Annotated in this window: 17 protein-coding genes; 7 read left to right on the top strand and 10 right to left on the bottom strand. The window is 74.7% G+C overall.

Annotated features, from left to right (window positions below; genetic code table 11):
- Window positions 1–17 precede the first annotated feature (17 nt).
- The 3 genes from BUB17_RS06505 to BUB17_RS06495 are packed head-to-tail and all read left to right on the top strand — an operon-like array spanning window position 18 to window position 2619.
- Window positions 18–641, top strand: a complete 624-nt coding sequence (locus BUB17_RS06505) for a hypothetical protein (protein WP_141242924.1) — start codon at window positions 18–20, stop codon at window positions 639–641.
- Between the two features lie 19 nt (window positions 642–660).
- Window positions 661–1323 carry a maleylpyruvate isomerase N-terminal domain-containing protein gene (locus BUB17_RS06500; protein WP_072915215.1) on the top strand — a complete coding sequence of 221 codons (663 nt, stop codon included), beginning with the start codon at window positions 661–663 and terminating at the stop codon, window positions 1321–1323.
- Window positions 1324–1365: 42 nt separating this feature from the next.
- Window positions 1366–2619, top strand: coding sequence for a geranylgeranyl reductase family protein (locus BUB17_RS06495; RefSeq protein WP_072915213.1), 1254 nt, complete (start codon window positions 1366–1368; stop codon window positions 2617–2619).
- 231 nt (window positions 2620–2850) lie between these two features.
- Here BUB17_RS06495 and trhA read toward each other — a convergent pair whose 3' ends face one another.
- Window positions 2851–3663, bottom strand: a complete 813-nt coding sequence (gene trhA / locus BUB17_RS06490) for a PAQR family membrane homeostasis protein TrhA (protein ID WP_175561297.1) — start codon at window positions 3661–3663, stop codon at window positions 2851–2853.
- Between the two features lie 140 nt (window positions 3664–3803).
- Between trhA and BUB17_RS06485 the strand changes: the two genes are divergently transcribed.
- The 4 genes from BUB17_RS06485 (at window position 3804) to BUB17_RS06475 (ending at window position 7555) form a co-directional block, all read left to right on the top strand.
- On the top strand, window positions 3804–4577 hold the full coding sequence (locus BUB17_RS06485; RefSeq protein ID WP_175561305.1) for an isoprenyl transferase: 774 nt from the start codon (window positions 3804–3806) through the stop codon (window positions 4575–4577).
- A 13-nt stretch (window positions 4578–4590) separates the two neighbouring features.
- A complete protein-coding gene (locus BUB17_RS06480; protein ID WP_072915207.1) occupies window positions 4591–5805 on the top strand; it encodes a DUF885 domain-containing protein in 1215 nt (404 codons plus the stop codon).
- A gap of 33 nt (window positions 5806–5838) precedes the next feature.
- Window positions 5839–6015 carry a hypothetical protein gene (locus tag BUB17_RS26685; RefSeq protein WP_175561296.1) on the top strand — a complete coding sequence of 59 codons (177 nt, stop codon included), beginning with the start codon at window positions 5839–5841 and terminating at the stop codon, window positions 6013–6015.
- A 244-nt stretch (window positions 6016–6259) separates the two neighbouring features.
- Window positions 6260–7555, top strand: a complete 1296-nt coding sequence (locus tag BUB17_RS06475; protein WP_072915205.1) for a PhoH family protein — start codon at window positions 6260–6262, stop codon at window positions 7553–7555.
- A gap of 83 nt (window positions 7556–7638) precedes the next feature.
- On the opposite strand, the gene BUB17_RS06470 is transcribed toward BUB17_RS06475, so the two are convergent.
- The 9 genes from BUB17_RS06470 to fliO all read right to left on the bottom strand — a co-directional run bounded on the left by BUB17_RS06470 (window position 7639) and on the right by fliO (window position 16977).
- Entirely contained in the window at window positions 7639–8574 is a 936-nt protein-coding gene (locus BUB17_RS06470; RefSeq protein ID WP_072915202.1) for a type IV toxin-antitoxin system AbiEi family antitoxin domain-containing protein, read from the bottom strand.
- A 157-nt stretch (window positions 8575–8731) separates the two neighbouring features.
- A complete protein-coding gene (locus BUB17_RS06465) occupies window positions 8732–8959 on the bottom strand; it encodes a hypothetical protein (RefSeq protein ID WP_072915200.1) in 228 nt (75 codons plus the stop codon).
- A complete protein-coding gene (locus tag BUB17_RS26680; RefSeq protein ID WP_072915197.1) occupies window positions 8956–11142 on the bottom strand; it encodes a hypothetical protein in 2187 nt (728 codons plus the stop codon). The genes BUB17_RS06465 and BUB17_RS26680 overlap by 4 nt, the downstream gene beginning before the upstream one ends.
- Complete coding sequence (flhA, locus tag BUB17_RS06455) at window positions 11123–13165, bottom strand: flagellar biosynthesis protein FlhA (RefSeq protein WP_072915195.1); 2043 nt, start codon at window positions 13163–13165, stop codon at window positions 11123–11125. The genes BUB17_RS26680 and flhA overlap by 20 nt, the downstream gene beginning before the upstream one ends.
- Before the next feature lie 283 nt (window positions 13166–13448).
- On the bottom strand, window positions 13449–14582 hold the full coding sequence (locus BUB17_RS06450) for an EscU/YscU/HrcU family type III secretion system export apparatus switch protein (protein ID WP_072915192.1): 1134 nt from the start codon (window positions 14580–14582) through the stop codon (window positions 13449–13451).
- Window positions 14583–14623: 41 nt separating this feature from the next.
- The gene (gene fliR / locus BUB17_RS06445; protein WP_072915189.1) at window positions 14624–15388 is read right to left on the bottom strand and encodes a flagellar biosynthetic protein FliR; all 765 of its coding nucleotides are present in this window, start codon (window positions 15386–15388) and stop codon (window positions 14624–14626) included.
- 5 nt (window positions 15389–15393) lie between these two features.
- The gene (gene fliQ, locus BUB17_RS06440) at window positions 15394–15669 is read right to left on the bottom strand and encodes a flagellar biosynthesis protein FliQ (RefSeq protein ID WP_072915187.1); all 276 of its coding nucleotides are present in this window, start codon (window positions 15667–15669) and stop codon (window positions 15394–15396) included.
- 73 nt (window positions 15670–15742) lie between these two features.
- On the bottom strand, window positions 15743–16579 hold the full coding sequence (fliP, locus tag BUB17_RS06435) for a flagellar type III secretion system pore protein FliP (protein WP_072915185.1): 837 nt from the start codon (window positions 16577–16579) through the stop codon (window positions 15743–15745).
- A complete protein-coding gene (fliO, locus tag BUB17_RS06430; RefSeq protein WP_072915183.1) occupies window positions 16579–16977 on the bottom strand; it encodes a flagellar biosynthetic protein FliO in 399 nt (132 codons plus the stop codon). The genes fliP and fliO overlap by 1 nt, the downstream gene beginning before the upstream one ends.
- Window positions 16978–17039 lie beyond the last annotated feature (62 nt).

Here is a 17039-nt window from a genome sequence, read left to right as displayed (position 1 = left end):
CTACTCGGGAGGCCGTCGTGCACGGACACCACCACCGTTTCTCCTCCGAGAACCCCTTCGCCGGCATGCGCGGCGGGTTCCGCGGCCCACGCGGTCGCGGTCCCGGCGGCCGTGGCCGGGGCCCGGACGCGCCGCCCTCGGTCGAGCGCGCCGAGGTCGCCGGCTGGTTCGCCGGGCGGCTACCCGACGACTGGTTCACCGGGCCGGTCGAGCTGACCGTCGACCGCGACGAGATCACCGTCGTCGGCACCCTGGCCGAGCCGGAGGCCGGGGAGGGCGACGCCGCAGCCGCGCGGGCCGGGCGGATCGCCCGCTTCCGCGAGGAGACCCGCGAGCAGCGCATGGCCGTCGCCGACGCCGCGCAGGCCCGCTACGGCCGTTCGGTCGCCTGGGGCGCGGCCTGCGGCGACGTCCGGGAGGTCTTCACCAACCTGTCGGTGCCGGTGATGACCCGGCTGCGCCAGCCCGACCGGCTGGTGCTCGACACCCTCGTGGACGCCGGGGTCGCCCGGTCCCGGTCCGAGGCGCTGGCCTGGGCCGTCCGGCTGGTCGCGCAGCACACCGACGAGTGGCTCGGTGAGCTGCGCGCCGCGATGGCGTCGGTCGAGGAGGTCCGGGCCCGCGGCCCGCAGGTCGACTGAGGCCTGCCAGGCTGCCCGGGTGCCCTCGCCGACGGAGCTGCTCACCGCCACCTACCGGTCGCTGTCCGCGCTGGTCGCGGACCTGCGGCCGGAGGAGGCCTGGCAGCCGACCGGGTGCTCCGGGTGGGCGGTCCTGGACCTGACCCTGCACCTGGTCGACGACGTCCGCCGGGGCCTGGTCGCGCTGGCCACCCCGGCGGAGCCGCCGGCCACCAGCGACGCGGTCGCCTACTGGCGGGCCTGGCAGCCGACCGCGGCGCAGGACGAGGACGTCGCCTGGCGCACCCGCGTCCGCGCCAGCGTCACGGGTGGGCTCGCGGAGCTGTCCGCGGTGTACGCGGAACTCGTCGCCGCCGTGACCGTGCTCGGCGAGCGGATCGCGCCCGACGACCTGGTCGGCACCCAGGGACACGTCCTGCGCGCCGACGACCTGCTGTCCACGCTGGCCGTGGAGGCCGCGGTGCACCACCTCGACCTGGTGGCGCACCTGGACCGGCCCGGCCCGGCACCCGAGGCCCTGGCCGAGGTGCGCCGCGTGCTCGAGGGCCTGCTCGGCGGCCCGCTGCCGGTCGCGTGGGACGACGGGACCGCGGCCCGGCGCGGCACCGGCCGGGAACCGCTGGACGACGCCGACCGCGCCGTCCTGGGGTCGTCCGCCGAGCGGTTCCCGGTCTTCGGCTGAGGGGGACGCGGCGCGAGCGCCTGAGCCGGGGACACTGGGGGAGTGCCAGCCAGTGCCGCCGTCCCGACCGACACCGACGTCCTCGTGGTGGGAGCCGGCCCGGCGGGCGCAGCGGCCGCCGCCTGGGCCGCCCGGGCCGGGCACGACGTCGTCCTCGCCGACGCGGCCGTCTTCCCCCGCGACAAGCCCTGCGGCGACGGGCTGACCCCGCGGGCGATCGCGGAGCTCGACCTGCTGGGCCTGGGGAACTGGGCGCGTTCACGGGCGCGCAACCGCGGCCTGCGCGCCGCCGGTTTCGGCCGGACGTGGGAGCTGCCCTGGCCCGGCGGCGCGTTCCCCGACCACGGCAGCGCGGTGCCGCGCACCGAGCTCGACGCCCGGATCCGCGACGTGGCACTGGCCGGCGGCGCCGTCCCGCTGGAGGGGGCGCGGGCAGTCGACGTCGAGCGGGACGGGAACCGGGTGACCGGCGTCGTCTTCGAGACGGCGGACGACGAGGCGGTCACCGTCGGCTGCCGGCGGCTGGTCGTGGCCGACGGCGTCCGCTCACCGCTGGGCCGGGTGCTCGGCCGCGAGTGGCACCGCGACACCGCCTACGGCGTCGCCGCGCGCGGCTACGTGCGCTCCGGGCGGGCGGACGACGAGTGGATCTCCTCGCACCTGGAGCTGCGCGGTGCCGAGGGGGAGCTGCTCTCCGGCTACGGCTGGGTGTTCCCGCTCGGCGCGGAGGCCGGGCAGGTGAACATCGGCGTCGGCACGCTGGCCACCGCCCGCCGTCCGGCCGGGGTGCAGCTCAAGGCGCTGATCGAGGTCTACGCCGACGCCCGCCGTGAGGACTGGCGGCTCGACGGGCCGGTGGAGGCGCCGGCGTCGGCGCTGCTGCCCATGGGCGGGGCGGTCTCCGGCGTGGCCGGTCGCAACTGGGCGCTCGTCGGCGACGCAGCCGGGTGCGTCAACCCGCTCAACGGCGAGGGCATCGACTACGGCCTGGAGACCGGCCGCACCGTGCTGGAGCTGTTCGGCGAGGACGACTGGACGCACGCCTGGCCGGCCACCCTGCGCCGGCACTACGGAGAGGCGTTCTCCATCGCCCGCCGGCTGGCCGGGCTGCTCACCGTCCCGCGGTTCCTGCCCGCGGCCGGCCCGGTGGGCATGCGCTCGCGGCCACTGATGACCGTCGCGCTGCGGGTGATGGGCAACCTGGTCACCGACGAGGATCGCGACCTCGTCGCCCGCACCTGGCGCACCGCCGGCCGGCTGTCCAACCGGATGGACGAGCGCCGGCCCTTCAGCTGAGCGGGGCGCGGCGCAGCCGCGTTCGTCCGAGCGGGGGCCGGAGGCTCCCCCGAGAACGGACGGGAGGTGGGTCGAGGAGGGGATCTGCGGCGCAGCCGCAGTCCTGAGGAGTGGGGGCCGGAGGCCTCCGCGATCGAGGGACGCAGCGGCTCGACGCAGTCGGGAACGGCACGTGGCCGCGGTGCCGTCCGGTAGGACGGCGGTGTCATCGCCGCGGTGTCTGACCGGAGGTCACACGAAGGGGGAGTTGTACATCGCGAAGTAGACGGCGATGTAGTGGCAGATGGCGGCCACGACGGTCATCGCGTGGAAGACCTCGTGGTAGCCGAAGACGCCGGGCCAGGGGTTGGGCTTCTTCATCGCGTAGGCCACCCCGCCGAGCGTGTAGAGCACGCCGCCGACGGCGAGCAGCACCAGCGAGGTCACGCCGGCGATGTGCAGGATGTCGGTGAGGACGAAGACCGCGACCCAGCCCAGCCCGATGTAGAGGGGCACGCCGACCCACCGCGGCGCGGTCGGCCAGGTGAGCTTGAGGAGGACACCGGCCAGCGCACCGGCCCAGACGCCGGCGAGCACCCAGTAGCCGGTCGGCTGGTCGACCGCCAGCAGGGCGAAGGGGGTGTACGTCCCCGCGATGAACAGGAAGATCATCGAGTGGTCGAGCCGCTTCATGATCTTCCAGCCGCGCGGTGACCAGCGCCGCCGGTGGTACAGCGCGCTGATGCCGAACAGGCCGCAGATGGTCACGCAGTAGACGGTCACCGAGACGCCGGCGCGGGCGCCGAGCACGAAGCCCAGCGGGACGAGCACGGCCCCGGCGACGATCGCGCCGAAGAAGGAGAACAGGTGCAGCCAGCCGCGCATCCGCGGCCGGGTGTCGGGGTGGTCCCAGTCGCGGTCGCCGAAGTCCTCCGCGGTCCAGGTCCGCTCGACCTGCTCGCCCTCCTGGAGGACGGTGGCCACCGCCGGGCCCGGAGGGGCTTCGATCTGGGCGCCGTCGGCCTCGACGCGGACGGTCTCGCCCTTCCGGTTGGGGACGCTCATGCGCCGAGGTTACGCACCCGTAGGGAGTGCGGCGACGGGACCCGACCGTGATCTCCCCGGCAGCCGCCGAGACCTTCGTGCAGGTCGGGAAGGGGTGCACGTGGACTCGTGGAGTGGGCCTACTGTGACCCACCGTGGGGATGCGGCAGTGGGCTCGCGACGTCCTCACCCAGGTGTACGAACACCGGCTCGCCCGGGCGCTGGAGGGCGCGGCGATCCCACGGCACGTCGGGGTGATCGTCGACGGCAACCGGCGGTGGGCGCGGGCCATCGGGCTGGAGGACCCCAACGCCGGTCACCGCCGCGGCGCGGACAAGATCGCCGGGTTCCTCGGGTGGTGCGACGAGGCCGGCGTCGAGGTCGTCACGCTCTTCCTGCTCTCCACCGACAACCTGTCCCGCCCCGAGCCCGAGCTGCTGCCGCTGCTGCGGATCATCGAGGGCGTCGCCGAGGACCTCGCCGCCCCGGACCGGCGGTGGCAGCTGCGCCCCGTGGGTGCCCTGGAGCTGCTGCCGGCCGAGACGGTCGCCGTCCTCAAGCAGGCCGCCGAGGACACCCGCGACCGGCCGGGCGCGACGGTCAACCTCGCCGTCGGCTACGGCGGCCGGCGGGAGATCGCCGACGCCGTCCGTTCCCTGCTGGCCGAGCACGCCGAACGGGGGACGACGCTGGACGAGCTGGTGAGCGAGCTCGACGTCGAGCACATCGCCGAGCACCTCTACACGCGCGGGCAGCCCGACCCCGATCTGGTGATCCGCACCAGCGGGGAGCAGCGGCTCTCGGGGTTCCTGCTCTGGCAGACCGCGCACTCGGAGTTCCACTTCACCGACGTCTACTGGCCCGACTTCCGCCGCGTCGACTTCCTGCGGGCGCTGCGCGCCTACGCCGCCCGGCACCGTCGCTTCGGCGGCTGAGAAACTGCTGGTCATGGCGCCTTCGCTCGACGTCCCCCTGGAGTACGTGCGGCTCGGGCTGCGCTTCGACCGGCTGGAGCCCGGTTTCGTCGACGCCTACACCGGTGACCGGCGGGTGCGGGCCGCGGTGGAGGACGAGCCGGCGCCCACCCCGCAGGGGCTGCGCGACCGGGCCCGCGCGCTGCTCGGCGAGCTGGACGCGGCCGGCCTGCCCGCCGACCGCGCCGGGTTCCTCCGCGGTCAGCTGACCGGGCTGGAGTGCACCGCCCGGAAGATGGCCGGCGAGCCGGTGCCCTTCCTCGAGGAGGTGCGCAGCTACTTCCAGGTCGACCTCACCCTCGGCGACCCGGCCGGCTACGCCGCCGCGCACGCCGAGCTCGACGCCCTGCTGCCCGGCAGCGGAGCGCTGGCCGAGCGCTACGCCGCGCACCGCCGCCGCGAGGAGTGCCCGCCCGAGCGGCTGGCCGAGGCGGTGCACGCCCTGTCCAGCGCGCTGCGCGACCGGGTGCGCGCCGACTACGGGCTGCCCGAGGTCGAGACGGTGCGCTACGAGGTGGTCACCGACAAGCCGTGGTCGGGCTTCAACTACTACGAGGGCGACTACCGCTCCCGCGTGGCGATCAACGCCGACCTGCCGCACCGGCTGGGCCAGCTGCCCCACCTGGTGGCCCACGAGGCCTACCCGGGGCACCACACCGAGCACTGCCGCAAGGAGCTCGGCCTGGTCGAGCGCGGTGCCCGGCTCGAGCACACGGTCTTCCTGGTCAACACCCCCGAGTGCCTGATGGCCGAGGGGCTGGCCGACCTCGGCGTCCAGGCCGCGATCGGGGCCGGCTGGGGACCGTGGGCCGCCGAGGTGCTCGGTGACCTCGGGCTGCACTTCGACGGGCACCTCGCCGAGCGCGTCGCGGCGGCGGCCGCGCCGCTCAACCGGGTGCGCCAGGACGCCGCCGTCCTGCTGCACGACCGCGGCGCCGACGCCGACGAGGTGGCGGCCTACATCCAGCGCTGGTCGCTGGTGAGCGCTGACCGGGCCCGCCAGCAGCTGCGCTTCCTCACCCACCCGCTGTGGCGGGCCTACACCACCAGCTACGTCGAGGGCTTCGACCTGCTCTCGCGGTGGCTGGACGCCCGCCCGGCCGAGCAGCCGGTCGCCGACCGCTTCGGCCGCCTGCTCGACGAGCCCCTCACCCCGGCCACCGTCGCCGGCGAACTGCGGGCCGGTTGAGCAGGCGGGTGGGATGACGTGGCGGGAGGTGACATGGCGCGGCACACCCCGGAGGAGGCCCGGGACCTGGGCCTGTGGACGGCGGGGTGGCTGGCCGTGCTGCTGGTCGGCGGGTTGTGGTGGCTCGGCGACCTGAGCCTGCAGTGGCCGGTCCTGCTGGTGCCGCTGGTCTGGGTGCTGGTCGCCGTCCGGCCCCGCCGTCCTCGCTGAGACGGTCGGGGCCGCTGGTGCCCCGAAGGAGGGACACGCCACCGCTTCGACGTGTTCCTGTCACTTCTCCGGCCTACCGTCCGCGGTGGAGGGCGAGCTCACCTCGCCGTCCACGGGAGGCCCGGTTGGTGCTGACGATCTCGTCGACCAGGGGGGCCGGCGCCCGGCTCCTCGGCCGGGGCCCGGTCACCTTCGAGCCGGGGCGCGCCTTGTCATCAGGGTGGCGCCCCACGGGAGTCGACTCGTGAACCCTCGCCGCACGTTCGTCCTCGACACCTCCGTCCTGCTCTCCGACCCCGGTGCGCTGCTGCGCCTGGGCGCGCACGACGTGGTCCTCCCGCTCGTCGTGATCGGGGAGCTCGAGGACAAGCGCAACCACCCGGAGCTGGGCTGGTTCGCCCGGCAGGCGCTGCGGCTGCTCGACGACCTGCGGGTGCAGCACGGCCGCCTCGACGCCCCGGTCCCGGTCGGCGACGACGGCGGCACGCTGCACGTCGAGCTCAACCACAGCGACCCCGCGGTGCTGCCGGCCGGGTTCCGCAACGACAGCAACGACAGCCGGATCATGGTGGTCGCGCTCAACCTGCGCGCCGAGGGCGCCGACGTCTGCCTGGTCACCAAGGACGTGCCGCTGCGGGTCAAGGCCGCGGCGGTGGGGCTGGACACCGACGAGTACCGGGCGCTGGACGCCGTCGACGCCGGCTGGACCGGGATGGCGGAGCTCTCGCTCGACGACACCGAGCTGGCCGCCCTGTACGGCGAGGGCGAGGTGTACGCGCCGGCCGCCGCCGAGCTGCCCCCGCACACCGGCCTGGTGCTGCTCTCCTCGCGCGGGTCCGCGCTGGGGCGGGTCACGCCGGACAAGCACGTGCGGCTGGTGCGCGGCGACCGCGAGGCCTTCGGGCTGCACGGCCGCTCCGCGGAGCAGCGGATCGCGCTGGACCTGCTGCTCGACCCGGAGATCGGCATCGTCTCGCTCGGCGGGCGGGCCGGCACCGGCAAGTCGGCGCTGGCGCTGTGCGCGGGCCTGGAGTCGGTGCTGGAGCGGCGGGCGCACGCCAAGGTCGTCGTCTTCCGGCCGCTCTACGCCGTCGGGGGCCAGGAGCTCGGGTACCTGCCCGGTGGCGAGGGCGAGAAGATGTCGCCCTGGGCGCAGGCGGTCTACGACACCCTCGGTGCGCTGGTCTCGAAGGCCGTGCTGGACGAGATCGCCGCCCGCGACGTCATCGAGGTGCTGCCGCTGACCCACATCCGCGGGCGGTCGCTGCACGATTCCTTCGTGATCGTCGACGAGGCGCAGTCGCTGGAGCGCGGGGTGCTGCTGACCGTGCTGTCGCGGCTGGGCTCGGGCTCGCGCGTGGTGCTCACCCACGACGTGGCCCAGCGGGACAACCTGCGGGTGGGCCGGCACGACGGCATCGCGGCGGTGGTCGAGCAGCTCAAGGGGCACCCGCTCTTCGCGCACGTGACGCTGACCCGGTCGGAGCGCTCGCCGATCGCCGCGCTGGTCACCGAGATGCTGGAGGACCTCCCGCGCTGACCCGGTCCGGCCCCACTCCCGCGCGCTTCCGCTCGTCCTCGCGCCGTCGCACCGGCGCGGCGACAGGGGGAACCGCGCGAGAGTCAGCGGTCGCCGCGGGCGAAGGCTCGCAGGAGGCGGTCCCCCACGGTGCGAGGGCGGTCCAGGTCGTCCCACGTCCAGCGGGCGACCTGCCAGCGGTGATCGCGCAACTCGTCCTCCCGACGCTTCTCCTGGAAGACGATCTCGCCCGTTTGCTGCCCCGGCCGGAGCAGGCGGCCGTACTTGACCCGGCCGTCGAACTCCCCGACCGTGCGGTGCCCTTCCCAGCCGAAGTCGCACCGCGCCATGACGCTGCCGTCGCGGCGGCGGACCCGTACCTGCAGGTCGGGGACGGCGAGCCCGAGCCGGCGGATCAACACCCTGCTGCGGCTCTCGCCGACGCTCTCGCTCAACGGGTCGGCGAAGTCGACGACGCGAGCGGCGGCACGGATCCCGGGGACCCGCCCCATGTCCAGGATGCAGCCGACCAGGTCCTCCCGGGTGGTCCCGCCCGTCCGGAGCGCGCGGTCGGCGACCACGACGGCGGACTCGAAGGGCGTGGAGCGGGCGACGTCCACCACGGTCCGGGTGACGCCGGTGGCGACGAGGCCGTCGACCACGGTGAGGTGCTCGTCGGGCACCCGGCCCACGTGCTGGTGGAGGCGCATGCTGCCGGAGCCGCTCGTCGGCGGGCGGCGAGTCACGTGGACCCGGTGCAGGGGCACGCCCCAGACGGGCAGGCCGTGCAGGACCGCGGCCGAGAGGTGGCTCACCACGGCCGGGGAGCGGAGTCCGGGGACCGTCGCGAGCACCGCGAGGCGGTGACGCACGCCGGCGTCCGTGGGGAGTTCCGCAGGGCTGTGCGCGTACGTGCCCCGCTGCAGCCGGCGCAGCTCGCCGCGGCGCACCATCCGGGCGAGCTCCGCGTCGTCGAAGCCCCGGTCCAGCGCGTCGGCGCGGCGCAGGAGGAACGGTGGGTCGGGGTCCGGGACCGTCATGCACCCAGCCTGGCGGCCGCACCGGGGCCGGGGGAGCGCTCGACCGGATCTGTGGACGGCGTCCACTCCCGCGCGGTTCCCCGCGCGATGGCGCTGCTGCACCAGCGCGTGCGCTGCAGGAACCGCGCGGGAGTGGCCGCGGAGGGGATCCGGAGGGTCAGGGCGCCCCGGGGTCGGCGTCCTCGGCGGCGGGGGAGGAGGGAGCCGACGGGCGGGGGGTGGCTGCCCAGCGCAGCAGCGCCACCACGCCCCAGCCGGCCGCCAGGCACCACGGCAGCCGGGTGACGACGTCGTGCGCGCTCAGGTCACCGCGCAGGCCCAGGGCGAGCAGTGGTAGGGCCAGCAGGAACGAGACCGCGAGCACGTCCCAGCGCAGCGGGCTCATGCCCCCGCGCCCTCCAGCCGCTCGCACAGCAGCGAGGCCCAGCGGTGGGCGGTCGCCCGGGCACCGTCGAGGAGGGCCACGGGCGTGGAGGTGCGCCCGAGCACCGCGGCCGGGTCGGCGGTGAGGTCGGTGTCCTGGACCATGAGCGCGTCCACGCGGGCCAGCGCGTCCAGCCACGGGCCGAGGTCCTCGGGCTTGCGGGTGGCCTCGACGACCGCCCACACGCCGACCGGCGCGAAGACGGCGACCATCTGCTCCAGCCAGGCGCTGCCACCGGAGCGCAGCGGGACGTCGACCGCCACGATCGTCAGCGCGCTCGACCGGTCGGCCTCCTGCTTGCGCTCGAGGGCCGTGTCGATGCTGGTGATCCGGTTGTCGCGCGGAGTCAGCGCCGCCAGGTCGCCGCGGGAGGCCCACTGCAGCTGCTCGCCGTCCAGCCGCAGCGAGGCGGCCAGCGAGCGCGCGGCGGCGAGGGTCTCGACGCCGGGCCCGACGACCAGCAGCACCTCGCCCGCCCCCGAGGGCAGCGCCGGCGCGGCCGGCAGACCGGCGGCCAGCGCGCGGGTCAGTGCGGCGTAGGCCCCCCCTCGGGCGACCTCGACGGCGAAGTCCTCGCCGAGCAGCCGCTCGGGCACGCCGAGTTCCACCAGCCGGCCGATGAGGGCGTCCTCGGCCGCGCCGGGCAGCGGACCGGTGGAGCCGCCGGACGTCGACCGCCCGCGCACCGACGGCACCACCATCGGCGCGGAGCGGCGCCAGGCGGCCGCGCGCTTGTCCACGGGCAGCCGGGTCACGGTCGCCAGCCGGGCCGCTGCGGTCGGCGGCGCCACGCGGGCAACCGACCGACCCGGTGCGCGGCCGATCGCCGGGGGCACCGGCGGGCGGCCCAGCAGCGACGGCACCGCCAGCGCGGTGCCCGGCGCCGGCGGGGGCAGCAGCGACAGCGGCGGCAGGATCGTGGTGGCGTCGGCGGGCAGCGGCAGCGGCGCCGGGTCGCTGGCGGTCGGCGCCAGGACCTCGGCCTCCACCTCCCACTCGTCGGCCTCGGCGGTCGCGTCGACCCACACCGGGATCTCGGCGGTGTGCGCCTCGGCGGAGGCCTCGCCCCACGCGTCGTCGGTCCGGGCGGCCTCGTGCTCGGCCGGCGAGGAGCCGGCGAGCACGCCGCGCAGCAGCTGGGTCAGCGCCGCGTCGGACGTGTCGTGCGCCAGGGCCGCGCGCAGGACCTCGGCGACCGCCTCCTCGCGGGAGGTGATCGGCCCGGTGCTGAAGTCCGGCTCGTGCACCCACTCGGGCACCGCGACCGGCCCCGGCTGGGGAGCCGGTGCCGGCGGGGCGACGGGTGCCGGCGGGACGACGGCGGCGACCGCCTCCGGAGCGGGGGTGGCCCGCGGAACGGCGGCCGGCTGCGGAGCGGGAGCGGGCGCGGGAGCCGAGCCCCAGAGGATGTCCAGCCCGGCGTCCAGGTCGTCGGAGAGGTCGTCGGAGAGGTCGTCGGAGCCGGCGGCCACCGCCGGGGCGGGGGCGGCGACGGGCGCCGGGGCGGGCCTCGGTGCAGCGGCGGCGGGAGCGGGACGGGGAGCCGGAGCGGGCGCGGGCGGAGCGGCAGCCGGGGCAGCAGCGGGAGCGGCAGCCGCGACGGCGGCGACCGCCCCGTCCACGGCCTCCCGCACGTCGACGTCGCGGGCCACCATCTGGGCGAGCGCGGCGGTGAACGGCGACGGCGGCAGCGCGGCGTCGGCCGCCACCGGAGCCGCCGGGGCCGGCGCCGGGGCCGGCGCGGGGGGAGCCGCAGCCGGGGGCTTGCAGAAGCCCCTTGCCGCACCCGGACGGGCGGCGCGCGGCGCGGAGGTCCGCGAGTACAGCCCCACGGCGGGCTGGCCGGCGCCGCCGCCGAGCAGGTCGGCCACCTCGTCGACCGGGTCGGGCAGCACCGGGTCGCGGCGCAGCGCGGCCTCGATGCGGGCCATCGACTCGGCCTTCGACGCCGGGCGGCGCTCGACGGCGGGCGGCGGGGCGGCCTCCTCGACCTCGGCGACGAAGCGCTCGGTGGTGAAGAAGCCCATCACCCCGCCCGTGCGGATGCGGCGGATTCCGACGATCCGCACGGACGAGCCGTACTTCTCCCGCGCGGCGGCGATGGCGCCCTCGCGGGACGCGGCCTCAACGGACGGCAACGGCACCGTTCACCACTCCCAGTGACTCGATCTGGGCCGTGCGGGAGACCTCCGTGTAGGAGATCACCGGCAGGCGGGGCAGGATCTGACGCATCAGGCGGGACAGGGCGGCCCGCACCTGCGGCGAGCACACCAGCACGGGGGACAGGCCCAGCCGCTCGGCGTCGGTCAGCAGGCCGGTGCACCCGTTGACCAGCGCGTCGACCGTGCCGGCGTCCAGGGCGAGGACCTGACCGGCCTCGCTCTGCCGCACGGCCTCCAGCAGGCGCTGCTCGAACGCCGGATCGAGGGTCATGACGTGCAGCCGCTCGTCGGGCGTGACGTAGGGGTGGCTGATCGCCGCCCCGAGTGCCGTCCGGGCGGCCTCGACCAGGCCGTCGACGTCGGTGGACACCTTCGCCCGGACCGAGAGCGCCTCGAAGATGCGCACCAGGTCGCGGATGGAGACGTTCTCGGCGAGCAGCCCGTGCAGCACCCGCTGGATCTCCCCCAGCGTGAGCAGCGTCGGGGTGAGCTCCTCGACGACGATCGGGTGGGTCCGCTTGACCATCTCGACCAGCAGCCGCACGTCCTCCCGGCCGAGCAGGTCGGCAGCGTTCTGCCGGACGACCTCGGCCAGGTGCGTGGTGATGACCGACGAGCGGTCGACGACGGTGGCGCCGGCCATCTCGGCCTGCCGCTGCAGCTCGACCGGCACCCACTTGGCGGGAAGGCCGAACACCGGCTCGCGGGTGGCCCGGCCGGGCAGCCCGTCGAGCATGTCGCCGATCGCCAGGACGGTGCCGGCAGGCGAGGTGCCCTTGGCCGCGGGGACGCCGTTGAGCCAGATGACGTACTGGGAGGCGGGCAGGTCGAGGTTGTCGCGGGTGCGCACCAGCGGGATGACCAGGCCGGTCTCCATGGCGACCTTCCGGCGCAGCGCCTTCACGCGGTCGAGCAGGTCGCCGCCGCGGGAGGCGTCCACCAGGTCGACCAGGTCGAAGGCCACCTCGAGCTCCAGCGGGTCGACGCGCATCTTGTCGGCGATCGCCTCGGGGGAGTCGGGCTTGGGCTCGTCGTCCGCGGTGGCCTGCGGGTCGGCGTCCTCGTCGACGTCCGGGGTCTCCTGCATGCGGGCGGCCATGAGCAGGAAGAGCCCGCCGATGACCAGGAACGGCAGCTTGGGCAGGCCGGGGATCAGGCACAGCGCCAGAGCGGCGCCGCCGGCGATCCGCACCGGCTGCTTGAAGCGGCCGAGCTGGGCGATAAGGTCGCTGCCCATGTCCCCGTCGGACGCCGAGCGGGTGACGATGATGCCGGTCGCGGTGGACAGCAGCAGGGCCGGGATCATCGAGACCAGTCCGTCGCCGACGGTCAGCAGCGAGTAGGTCGAGACGGCGTCGCCCGGGGCCATGCCCATCTGCATGACGCCGATCGCCATCCCGCCGATCAGGTTGACCAGCGTGACGATGATGCCCGCGATGGCGTCGCCCTTGACGAACTTCGAGGCGCCGTCCATCGAGCCGTAGAAGTCGGCCTCGGCGGTGACCTCGGTCCGCCGCCTGCGGGCCTGCTTCTCGTTGATCAGCCCGGCGTTGAGGTCGGCGTCGATGGCCATCTGCTTGCCGGGCATCGCGTCGAGGGTGAAGCGGGCGCCGACCTCGGCGACGCGACCGGCGCCGTTGGTGATGACGACGAACTGGACGATCGTCAGGATCAGGAAGACGACCAGACCGACGATCAGCGAGCCGCCGATCACGAAGTGCCCGAAGGCCTCGATGACCTTGCCGGCGTAGCCGTCGCTCAGCACCAGCCGCGTCGAGGAGACGTTGAGCGCCAGCCGGAACAGCGTCGCGATGAGGAGCAGCGAGGGGAAGACGGCGAAGTCCAGCGGCCGCCTGATCTGCATGGCGACCAGCAGGATCAGCAGCGACGCGGTGATGTTCAGCCCCAGCAGCAGGTCCAGCACCGCGGCCGGCAGTGGCACGACCAGCATGAGGACGATGGCCACCACGCCGACGGGGACGGCGGCCTTCGTCAGCTTCTGCACGGAGGACTCATCGGCAGAGCGCCTCCCCCGGGGCACCGCCGTCCACCCCAGCCGTCACTGGCGTCCCAGCGGCACCGCCGGCCCTCCTGCAGGGGAAGGACCCCCTTGCCCCCGCCACTCGCAAGCTCGCGCCAGGCCCCGTCCAGAGGCTCGCCGCAGGCCCCGTCCCGGGACCCGCCCTGAGCCTGCGAAGGGTGGGGAGGACGGGGTCCTTCCACGGTGAGGAGGACGGGGTCCCCCTACCTGCGAGGGGGCCGAGGCGCGGGGGCAGGAGGGTCCTCTTTCAGCGGCGGGCACCCGCCCGGGGCAGGTCCTCGACGTCCGGTGCGGCGAAGCCGGGCCGGTGGAAGCCGCCGCGCACGCCGCGGGCCGACAGCTGCATCACGAACGCCAGCACCCGCGCCACGGCGGTGAACAGCTGCGCGGGCACCTCCTGGCCGATCTCGCAGGAGGCGTGCAGCGCCCGGGCCAGCGGCACGTCCTGCACCATCGGCACCCGCGCCTCGGCGGCGCGCTCGCGGAGCTTGGCGGCGACCTCGTCGGCGCCCTTCGCGACGACGCGGGGCGCGCCGCGGTCGGGCTCGTACTTCAGCGCGACGGCGACGTGGGTGGGGTTGACCAGCAGGACGTCGGCGTCGGCGACCTCGGCCATCATCCGGTTGCGCGACATCGCCATCTGCGTGGCCCGGCGCTGGGCCTTCACGTGCGGGTCGCCCTCGGAGTTCTTGTGCTCCTGCTGGATCTCGTACTTGCTCATCTTCAGCTCCTTCATCGTCCGCTTGCGGACGATGACGTAGTCCGCGACCGCGATGACCAGGCCGGTGACCGCGACGACGCGGAACATCAGGACGGCGGAGTCGGTGAACGTCGCGGTGATCGCCGACAGCGGCAGCGCGCCGGAGGACGACACCAGCTGCTGGGCGCGGTCGCTGGTCACGACGACGACGGTGCCCAGCGCCGCGGTCTTGATGACCGCCTTGGCCGCCTCCCACAGCCCCTGGCCGCCGAACATCCGTTTCATCCCCGGGAACGGGTTGAGCTTCTTCAGCGTCGGCTTCATCGGCTTGCCGCTGACCGCGACCCCGCCCTGCGCGGCGGACGCGGCGACGCCGACGACCATGAGGGCCACCGCCATCGGCAGCGCGACGGTGACGAAGGTGCTCAGCGCCTGCCCGAGCAGGGCCGTGACCGCCTCCACCTCGGGGGTCTCGACGACGACGCCGACCTGCACGAACATCGCGCCGACCTCGTCGAACGCGTTGCGCACCAGCATCGGCAGCAGGAAGCTGGCCACCGCGGCACCGACCCAGGTGCCCAGTTCCTGGGTCCGAGGGATCTGGCCTTCCTTGCGCGCCTTCTTGAGGCGCTGCGGGGTGGGATCCTCTGTCTTCTCCCCACCCGGCCCGTCCTTGGCCACCGCTCACCCCCCTCCGTGCCGGGGGGACGTCGTCTCGCCCATCACCCGCTCCGCAGGGAGACCATCGCCCGGACCGCGTGCTCGAGCAGCGCGTCCAGGGCGGGGGGCAGCAGCGGGAAGGTCAGGCCGAGCAGGGCCATCGTCAGCATGATCTTCACCGGGAAGCCGAAGGAGAAGATGTTGAGCGCGGGTGCGGCGCGCGACAGCAGGGCGAGCGCGACGTCGGCGAGCAGCAGCACCGCCACCATCGGCCCGGCGATCTGCAGCGCGGCCAGGAACATCATCGACAGCGCGGTGATGAGCACCGAGGCCAGCTGCTCGGTGGGCACCGACCCGCCGACCGGCAGCCCCTCGTAGGAGGTGGCGAAGCCGCGCACGACGAGCAGGTGGCCGCCGCTGGTGAACAGCAGCGTGGTCGCCAGCAGGTAGTGCAGCCGGCCGACCGAGGAGCTGGTCGTCATCGACAGCGGGTCGTAGGCCGGCTGCAGCGAGAAGCCGCCGGTGAGGTCGATGAGGTCGCCGGCGTACTGGACGGCGGCGAACAGCACGTGGACGACGAAGCCCAGCGCCGCGCCGATGGCGACCTCGGTGACCGCGCCGACGACCAGGAAGCCGGTGGTCGGGTCCGGCAGCTCCGGGGCGATGCGGGTCATCAGCGCGACCGACAGCGCCAGCGCCAGCGCCCCCTTCACCGGGGCCGGGATGCTCCTGGAGTTGAACGGCGGGGCCAGCAGGACGAAGCCGGTGGCGCGGGCGGTGCCGAGGAGCAGCGCCGCCATCGTGCCCGCCGGGACCTCGAGGTCCACGGCCGCTACGTCCGGTCGAGCAGGCGGGGCAGCGAGTCGAACAGGCCCTGGGTGAAGGTGACCAGCTCGGAGAGCACCCAGTTGCCCGTGACCAGCAGCGCGATCGCGACCGCGATGATCTTCGGCACGAAGGAGAGGGTCGGCTCCTGGATCTGCGTCGCCGCCTGGAACAGCGAGATGAGGAACCCGACCAGCAGCGCGGTCAGCAGCACGGGTGCGGCGACCTTGGCGGCGACCAGCATGGTCGCGACGGCGATCTCGGTGACGTCGGCGTCGCTCACGAGGACTCCTCGCCGGCGCCCGTCGCGGCCGTTCGCGGCGCTGCTGTGCTCATCGACGAGCTCGCGAGCTCGCTCATCCGTAGCTCCCCACCAGCGCCGTCGTGATCAGCGCCCACCCGTCGACCACCACGAACAGCAGCAGCTTGAACGGCAGGGACACGATCACCGGCGGCACCATCATCATGCCCATCGACATGAGCGCGGCGCTGACCAGCATGTCCAGCACCAGGAACGGGATGAAGACGACCAGCCCGATGATGAACGCGCTCTTCAGCTCGGACAGCACGAAGGCCGGGACGAGCGTCGTCATGCTCACCGCCGCGGCGTCGGTCGGGGCCTCCTCGCCGGAGAGCCCGACCATGAGCGACAGCTCGTCCTCGCGGGTGTTGTCGAGCAGGAACTCCCGCAGCGGGACGACGCCGACGTCGTAGGCCTGCGACACCGTCATGGCGCCGTTGAGGTACGGCTGGACGGCGATCCCGTTGATCTCGGAGAACACCGGCCCCATGACGAACAGCGTCAGGAACAGGGCGATGCCGGTGAGCACCGTGTTCGGCGGCGACATCTGCATGCCCAGCGCGTTCCTGGTCAGCGACAGCACCACGATGATCTTGGTGAACGAGGTGGCCAGCAGCAGCACCGCCGGCGCGACCGAGAGCACGGTGATCGCGAGGATCAGCGTGATCGACGTGCTGGGGCTGCCGCCGCCGATCGAGATGTCCACACCGCCGTCGACGCCGGGGACGACGGGAGCGGTCGGGGCCGTGGGCTCGACGGGCGCGGTGGGGGCGGCGGACGCCGGGCCGGCCAGCAGCGCGAGCACCACACCGAGCAGCGCCGCGAGCAGCAGGACCAGCCCCACGCGCCGGGCGACCGGGACGCCCCGGACGGGAGCGGGGGAGGAGGTCATCAGCGGCGGACCGTCCGCTCCCGCAGCTGGCTGACGAACGTCGTCCAGCCGTTGCGGTCGAACACCGAGCCGGCGAGCGCGCCGGGCCCAGCGGGCCCGCCGCTCAGCGCGGGCTGGGCGGCGGCCAGCCGCCGCTCGGCGATGGCCTCCTCGACGACGTCGCCGTCCACCTCGGCGAGCAGGGTGACCTGCTCCTCGGTGGAGCCGACCACCAGCACGCGGTCGGCGATGCGGACGACGCTGACGCTGCTGGCCCGGCCCATGCGCTGCCGGGCGACCACCTCGATGAGGCCGTTGCCCTGACCGATGCCGCGTTTCTTCGCGACCCGCGCGGCGAACCACAGGACGCCGCCGATGAAGACCAGCGAGAGCACCAGCCGGATGACCATCCACGTCATGCCGTCACCTCGCCGGCGCCCGGTGACCGCACGACGTACGTCGCTCCGCTCATGGCGGGGCC

The sequence above is a fragment of the Geodermatophilus obscurus genome (assembly GCF_900143215.1).
In the GTDB taxonomy this organism is placed as follows: domain Bacteria; phylum Actinomycetota; class Actinomycetes; order Mycobacteriales; family Geodermatophilaceae; genus Geodermatophilus; species Geodermatophilus obscurus_A.
The sequence above is the reverse complement of the archived record's forward strand: the minus strand, read 5'-3'. Positions and strand labels throughout refer to the sequence as shown.